This window comes from Caballeronia catudaia (assembly GCF_001544755.2).
Classification (GTDB): Bacteria; Pseudomonadota; Gammaproteobacteria; order Burkholderiales; family Burkholderiaceae; genus Caballeronia; species Caballeronia catudaia.
This window is the reverse complement of the sequence record NZ_FCOF02000094.1, coordinates 1-6,876: the sequence shown is the minus strand read 5'-3', so window position 1 is coordinate 6,876 and position 6,876 is coordinate 1. Positions and strand designations below refer to the sequence as shown.

The following is a 6,876-nucleotide window of genomic DNA, read 5'->3' as shown; positions in this document are numbered from 1 at the left end:
TTTTTTGGTGCCTATGTACTTTTAGGGAATCTACCTAATCGGTATATGACCATAGTACAGAAGCTGTATCAGGTGGTCAAGGGGTTTTTACGGGAGCGTTTGAGATGGGGAATACGAAAGAGTCGAGCGCAGCGGTCCTGCCGGCGCTGATGCGGCTGCCGGAAGTCGAGGCGGTGACGCGCAAGCGGAAGGGCGCGATTTACTTGGCGATGTCGCAGGGGACCTTTCCCAAGCCGGTTCGCATCGGCGGGCGCGCGGTGGCGTGGAAGGGGTCGTCTATCCAAGCGTGGATTGACGGACTGGAAGGGGCGTAACGAGGGACTATGACGACCAAAAATGAAACGGGCCGCAGCTCCTGCAAGAGCGCGACCCAAGGTACGACGACCGGCAAGCAGTGTAACAGCGCCGATGCGCAAAGAGCAAGGCTGCTCGCAGCGCTTGAAATCGCGCCAGTGACGACGCTCGAAGCGCGCCGCGACCTGGACATCATGATGCCGGCCGCGCGCATTCACGAACTGCGCCATCGGCTCGGAAAGACGATCGTAACGGAGCGGGTTTCTCGCCAAACCGAAGCCGGAAACGATCACGTCGTGGCGATGTATGTCTTGATGCCTGACGCGCAGATTGACCTATTCGACGTGCCGGTCGGGGGTTCGGCATGAGTGAGCATTTTCAGGTGCTGCGACTCAAGCCGATCAAGCAATGGTCGACGCAAACCGCGACGCGGAAAAGTTGCACCGTGCTCGGGGCGGCGCGGCATAACCTGCGCGAACTACAGGCGGAAATGGGCGCCGATGACAGCCGCATTGATGCGCGGCGCTCGCATCTCAACGAGGTGCTTTGCGGTCCTCGCGATGCGGCCGGCGTTGCCGCTCTGGCGGTTTCTCTGATGGACGATTGCGGCGTAGCGGTCGCGGAAGGTCGGGTACTGACGAGCGACAAGGCCGCGAAACTACCGGGCGGCGCTCCGCTGAATGGCGCGAAGGTTTTGCGAAAAGACGCGGCGCACGCGGTCGAGCTGGTCGTTAGCCTGCCGGTCGGCTCGACGATTGATGACCGGGCGTTCTTCGGCGACGTCTTGGCATGGGCGCGCGGGTACTTCGGTGCGCTCCTGCTGTCGGCGGTCGTCCATCGAGACGAGTCCACGCCGCACGCGCACGTTCTTTTCTTGCCGACGACCGGCGCCGGGCAGATGAGCGGGCGTGACCTGATCGGGGATCGCGAACGGCTGCAACGCATGCAATGCGATTTCAACCGCGAGGTCGGCGCGCGGTATGGGCTGAAGCAAGCGCCGAAGCGGATCGAGGCGGCGACGCGCGGCCAGGTGGCGGTCGACCTGCTCGACCAGATTCTGAGCAATCCCGACACTGCGCGCGAGCCGGCGCGACGTGCTGCGCTTCTGCGCGCGATCGATGGGAGTCTCGAAGCAATCGCTATAGCGTTCGGCGTCGACGTGCACGAGGCGACCACACCAAGGTCGCGCACCTTCGCCGGGATCATGACGCGCCCCCAAAAGGCAGAGCGGAACAATCGCTATAGCGTTTGCCATTCGGAGGCCGTCGCGACAGCCTAAACCGGACCCCATACGACCGACGTCCGAAAGGGCAAACGCTAGGCTCTGTAGCGTTCTCTCTTCCGACGTCGTTTTTAGAACCGAATAGACAGCCCAAACGGGCACAACGAACGAAGGATTGAAGATGACGAAAACTGTAACCGCCGCCGCTCTCGAAGCCGCGCAAAACAAGCTGGCCGAAGCGCAAAAGATCGCCGCCGAGTGCCGCACGAATCACGCGGATGCGATGAACAAGGCCGCGGACCACCGGAACGAAGCCGCCGCGCATGGTGACAAGGCGAAAGCCGCCCGCGTCGACTTCGCGAATGCGGTGCGCAACGGCGCTGACCAGGTGACTCGCGCTGAACTGCGCGACAGCATCGCCGATCACGAAGCGCTCGCGGCGCATCACGAGGCGGAAGCGGATCGCGTTGCCGGAACTCTGCCGGAACTTCAGCGCCTCGCCGAAGGCGGTGAGCGCTTCGCGGGTAGCGTCGAGAATGAAGTCGTGCAAGCGGAACTCGCTGACGCGATCGCGGAGTATCGCGACGTGATTCTTCCGGCGATTGCTCCGGCTGTTCTCCGACTGCATGCGGCCATCAAGGGTAACGGAGGTGGATCGCTTGCCGTCGACTGGACGGGCACGCTCGGCATGAACTGGACGGCGCTCCCGGAAGTCGCCGGAACGCTGAACGGCGAAAAGGTTTGGGTGACCGCCTAACAATCGGCTCGCCGCCCTGCCATGCTCGGTGGCGAGCAACTTGGAGACACGCATGACGAACCGAACCAAGGCCGAAACGCTCGCGATGACGCCCGGCGACTACCACGAGGCCAAGGCGGCATTCTTGGCCGATGCCGAAGCGCTCCGCAAAGGGAAGGCGCCGCAGCCCGAGAGCGAAGCCCCGCAGGCATCGACCGCGCAGATCGATGGCGCGACGTCGACGAGCAACACGAGCAGGACGCCGGCGCCGCATGTGAAGGCCCGCCAGAGCGCGCTTGAGATGAGCGACGCCGAATATCAGGCGGAGCGCGCGGGCTATCTGGCGAGGTGCACATGAACGCGCCCGCGATGCCGAATGTGACCGCAGAAATGGTCGAGTTCGTCGCTCGCTACCGGCTGCCGGAACGGGTGCTCGCAGATTTTGATCGATGGTTCGAGACGCGCAAGGCGCTCGGGGCCGATCCGTGGAAGTCGTTTGTGAGCTACGCGAACCAGTACGCGGGCTGAAACGAAAAGCAAGGTGGTGGTTTGGGTTTTTGGGGCGGCGCGTTCGGCAACGTGACCGCCCGTTTTTTTATTGGCGCGGCAGTTTGCAAAGACAGTGACGGTTTGCAAAGACAGCCCATAACGCGCGCGCGTAAGCAGGTACGCAGGTAAGTAGGTAAGCAAAACCCAAAATAACCCAGTTGGTTTCTGGAAAAAACCCAGTTGGTTTCTCGCGCCGCCACGCCGACGAAAAGCTATAGCTTTCGTCAGCTATCCATTAGCTTTTGTGCTGCCTGAAACAGCGCCATGACGCGCGCGCGAGCCGTCGCACTTCGCCCGCACTGCGAACGCTATGCGATCGCATCGACGCGCGAATGCGTGACGTCCCGGACGTGTCACGCGTGACAGGGTCACAATCGGTCCGTCATTGCGAAGTCGGGGCATCGGCAGAGAACTTGCTTAGGCATATTCGCCTATCGGCGCATAGATAGATGCGATCTGGCGGCCTGGAAGCGCAACTTGGTTCAATGCACTTTTCGTGTGGATACAGGCCCGCCACGCCCCCCGCGCCGCCAGCCCCTATCGACAGCTACTTTCGAAGCGTGGGCCGTAGCGCGCCTCTTTTGTGGCTGCGCTTTTTTCGGGCGTCGGCCGTCCGGGGAGCGTGTCAGATTGGGTGTAACCATGCGTTATTGCTAACCTGGGAGCGTGTCATGAAAGGACATATATCAATCCCCGATTTCATTCATCAGGTCAAAGCGGAACTGATTGAGGCTCAAGAAAGGAGGTCCGGTGACCCTTTCTACGCGCTGGGCGAGGTCACTCTGGAAGTTAGCTTTGCCGTTGATTTCGATGCAAACGCGAAAATGAAACTGTATGTCGTAGAACTGGGCACTGATGCCAAGGCTCAGCAGGTACACAAGGTGTCAATGAAATTCATGCCGCTTGAAGGTAGTAGCCGCATCATGATCACCTCTCCCAACCCAGACTGCCCTCAGTAATTCCGCGCAACGATTGTCAGGCTGAGGTGTACCTAGACCTGACTGTCAGATGCGTGCGCAAATGTGTCAGATCAGGGTTGAAAATAATCACTTGACACTACATCGTGTCAGGGTCTAGACTTCGTCCTGACACTTTAATAAACGGCAAGGGGCGGAAATGAGCAAGCATCAGCGCGTCGGATACAAGCGGGTTTCGACCGTCGACCAAAACACCGGCCGGCAACTCGACGGCATCGAGCTTGACCGCGTATTCGAGGACAAGGCGAGCGGCAAAGACACGCACCGCCCGGCGCTGCAAGAGGCAATCAAGTACGTGCGCGACGGTGACACGCTGGTCGTTCATTCGATGGATCGCCTTGCGCGCAATACCGAAGACTTGCTTCGCCTCGTCCGCGAGCTGAACGCCAAGCATGTGTCCGTCGAGTTCGTGAAAGAGCGCCTGACGTTCAGCGGCAGCGCCGCCGACCCGATGGCCGAGCTGATGATGACCATGCTTGCCGGGTTCGCGCAGTTCGAGCGCTCAATGATCCGTGAGCGTCAGCGCGAAGGAATCGCGGTAGCGAAAGAGAAAGGCGTCTACAAGGGCGGCAAGGCGAAGTTGACCGCCGAGCAGGTTGCCAGCATGAGGGCGCGCGTTGCTGCGGGCGATGCAAAGGCAGTCGTGGCGCGAGACTTCGGAATCAGCCGCGAAACGCTGTATCAATATTTGAAAGCGGCATTACAGAACGGATAAGGGCATTTGCTAACCGACGCCGCGCATACGAAGAAGCCCGCCGAGTGCGGGTTTTTGTGCGTTTCTGACTGTTTGTCGCTTGTCTGCTTGTCCGCTTATCGCTAAAAAAGGGCGGCGCGCTGCGGTCCCCTATAGGGGACAAAAATACCCTCACTCGATCGGCGAGAGTTGTGCGCTCGGCTCAGGGCAGTTCCATCTCGCCTTGGTCGGGCGGGTCGATTGGCTCGTTGCCGACCAGAAACCGCTCGTTCGGCTTCGGCTGCGGCACCTTCTTCAGCTTAAAATCTTCGAACAGTTCCGGCGATTGCTCCGACTCGACCGCGATAATGTCGGCGACAAAATGAGCATGGCGTTCGCCTCGATTGCCCTGCCAAGCAAGCCGTGTGTTGATGTTGTACACAGCCATATTGCCGACCTTGGCGACTTCGATAAACCGATGCTTCTCAAGCGTTTTGACCGCCGCGGCTACGGATCGAATGCTGATACCTACCTTCTGCGCGATAACGCTCTGAGAAACGGCGAGCGCGTTCGTGCGCGTCATGCTCCGCGTTAGGAACATCAGCGTCGCCATAGCCGACGGCGACTTGATGGCGAGCCGTTGGAGCTCGTGCAGAGCGCTCTTCTCGATCTGAAGCCAGCCGAACGTGCTCGGCTCGTCATCAAGCGTGATAACCACTGCTTTGGATTTCATAGGTATCTGTTCTAGTTGCAGCCGATATGCAGTATAACCTATGCAATTCATTGCACATTAACATGCAACTAAACCGCATCGCCGACCCGACAACATGCAATGGATTGCAGACCTACATGCAATGGGTTGCATGCTTTCAAATCGCCTAACGCCTTTACTGGCGGGCTTCACAGAGATTTTTGGCTCGACAAGCTCTTATATGTAGGTTTACACGAGCCCTCGCCAACTGAAACCGGCGCCGTAGCGATCGGTTGAAGGTTGCAGTTTTTCTCATCAGGGCAAGCGGAGCGCGTCAGGCCGAAGGCAAAGGTCGCGAAGGGCTCCTGTTGGCAAGTTGGGGTAACGCAGCGCGTTATCCCGGCTTGTCAATGGGAACGCGGGATCGACCAATACGCGCCGCCCTACGGTAAGATTCTGCTTACCACGCATACATACTTACCTCGGAGCGGACGGTGACGGCAAGAATCATCGGAGTTGTCCAGGTGAAAGGCGGCGCGGGCCGCTCGACGCTCGCGACCAACCTGGCCGGCGCAATCGCCGCGAGCGGTCGCAAAGTGGCGCTTATCGACGCCGACATGCCGCAGGGTACCGCCGCGTCATGGGCCGCAATGCGGGAACAGAACCGACCGACCGCAAACCTCACTGTTGAGACGTCCACCGACCACGAAACCCTAGTCAAAGCCGCGCGAACGCTTGCGGAGAAGTGCGACGTGATCGTTATCGATGGGCCGCCGCGCATCGCAGAGACGACCCGCGCCGCCCTGATCCTGAGCGACGTGTGTTTGATCCCGCTTGGCACCAGCGCCGCCGAAATATGGGCTACCTCGGATCTGATGCGCACCATTGAAGAGGCGCGCGAGGCCGGCAAGCGCGTCGGCAAGACCATCGACGCACGCATCGTCTGGAATCGCTATCGCGCGGGCACGACCGCCGCGAAGGAGTTGCCCGAAGCCGTTAAAGATCAGTTGCCCATCAAAGCTCTACAAACGCGCCTCGGCTTTCGCGTGGCATATAGCGATGCGCTCGCGGAAGGGCTGACCGTCGCGGAATGGTCCGACCGAGCGGCGCGTGACGAGCTGGGCGCCCTATGCGTCGAAATCGGAAAAATCCTGAGGATGAAAATCGCATGAGTACCAGAAAGCGCACCGCGCAAGTTTCCAAGCCGACACTCGGCACTCACGCCGACGCCGCACTAGCGTTCGCCAAAGGCGATCAGAAGGCCGCACAAACCGCTTCCAAAGGGAAACCCGTGCCGACCCATAGGAAGGCGCGAGGAAAGGCGCCAGCGCTCGCAAAATCGCTCTCAGGGCAGGTGCCAGAGGGGGACGTGAGACTCACGGCCAATATTCGCGCCGAACTGCACCTCAAACTGAAGATCGCCGCCGCAACCCAGCGCACGACAATCGGTGAGATGATCGAGCATTTGATCGAATCGAATCTGTAAGTACCTAAGCTGGTAAGCGTACAAGTAGGTACGCGGATAAGCAGGTAAGTACCGAAAAGTAGGCTTGCGTCTACGAAAGTGTTGACACGACCAATCGCGTTCGATTACAATTCTACCAATTCTCGAAAGAGAACGCGAAGCGCCCGCAAATCTGAACGCCAGATTGCGGGTTTTTTTGGTGCCTATGTACTTTTAGGGAATCTACCTAATCGGTATATGACCATAGTACAGAAGCTGTATCAGGTGGT

11 protein-coding genes are annotated in these 6,876 nt (G+C 59.5%); 10 read left to right on the top strand and 1 reads right to left on the bottom strand.

The window, feature by feature from the left end; all coding sequences use genetic code 11:
• The first annotated feature begins 104 nt into the window (after positions 1-104).
• From AWB75_RS35775 to AWB75_RS35745, 8 genes are all read left to right on the top strand, one after another.
• A complete protein-coding gene (locus AWB75_RS35775; protein ID WP_061128654.1) occupies positions 105-314 on the top strand; it encodes a helix-turn-helix transcriptional regulator in 210 nt (69 codons plus the stop codon).
• 9 nt (positions 315-323) lie between these two features.
• Positions 324-662: a helix-turn-helix domain-containing protein gene (locus AWB75_RS35770; protein ID WP_087087189.1), complete on the top strand. Its 339-nt coding sequence runs from the start codon at positions 324-326 to the stop codon at positions 660-662.
• Between the two features lie 14 nt (positions 663-676).
• Positions 677-1,573, top strand: coding sequence for a plasmid recombination protein (locus AWB75_RS35765; RefSeq protein ID WP_159462852.1), 897 nt, complete (start codon positions 677-679; stop codon positions 1,571-1,573).
• 124 nt (positions 1,574-1,697) lie between these two features.
• A complete protein-coding gene (locus tag AWB75_RS35760) occupies positions 1,698-2,273 on the top strand; it encodes a hypothetical protein (protein ID WP_061128652.1) in 576 nt (191 codons plus the stop codon).
• 52 nt (positions 2,274-2,325) lie between these two features.
• Entirely contained in the window at positions 2,326-2,610 is a 285-nt protein-coding gene (locus tag AWB75_RS35755; protein ID WP_143746667.1) for a hypothetical protein, read from the top strand.
• Entirely contained in the window at positions 2,607-2,780 is a 174-nt protein-coding gene (locus AWB75_RS37945; protein WP_159462851.1) for a hypothetical protein, read from the top strand. Before AWB75_RS35755 ends, AWB75_RS37945 begins: the two co-directional genes overlap by 4 nt.
• A gap of 692 nt (positions 2,781-3,472) precedes the next feature.
• A complete protein-coding gene (locus tag AWB75_RS35750) occupies positions 3,473-3,760 on the top strand; it encodes a trypco2 family protein (RefSeq protein WP_143746665.1) in 288 nt (95 codons plus the stop codon).
• Positions 3,761-3,917: 157 nt separating this feature from the next.
• Positions 3,918-4,493 carry a recombinase family protein gene (locus tag AWB75_RS35745; protein WP_061128649.1) on the top strand — a complete coding sequence of 192 codons (576 nt, stop codon included), beginning with the start codon at positions 3,918-3,920 and terminating at the stop codon, positions 4,491-4,493.
• A 181-nt stretch (positions 4,494-4,674) separates the two neighbouring features.
• Here AWB75_RS35745 and AWB75_RS35740 read toward each other — a convergent pair whose 3' ends face one another.
• Positions 4,675-5,184, bottom strand: coding sequence for a helix-turn-helix domain-containing protein (locus AWB75_RS35740; protein WP_061128648.1), 510 nt, complete (start codon positions 5,182-5,184; stop codon positions 4,675-4,677).
• Between the two features lie 452 nt (positions 5,185-5,636).
• On the opposite strand from AWB75_RS35740, the gene AWB75_RS35735 reads away from it, so the two are divergent.
• On the top strand, positions 5,637-6,314 hold the full coding sequence (locus AWB75_RS35735; protein WP_159462850.1) for a ParA family protein: 678 nt from the start codon (positions 5,637-5,639) through the stop codon (positions 6,312-6,314).
• Entirely contained in the window at positions 6,311-6,628 is a 318-nt protein-coding gene (locus AWB75_RS38320; protein ID WP_061128646.1) for a hypothetical protein, read from the top strand. Before AWB75_RS35735 ends, AWB75_RS38320 begins: the two co-directional genes overlap by 4 nt.
• Positions 6,629-6,876: the final 248 nt, after the last annotated feature.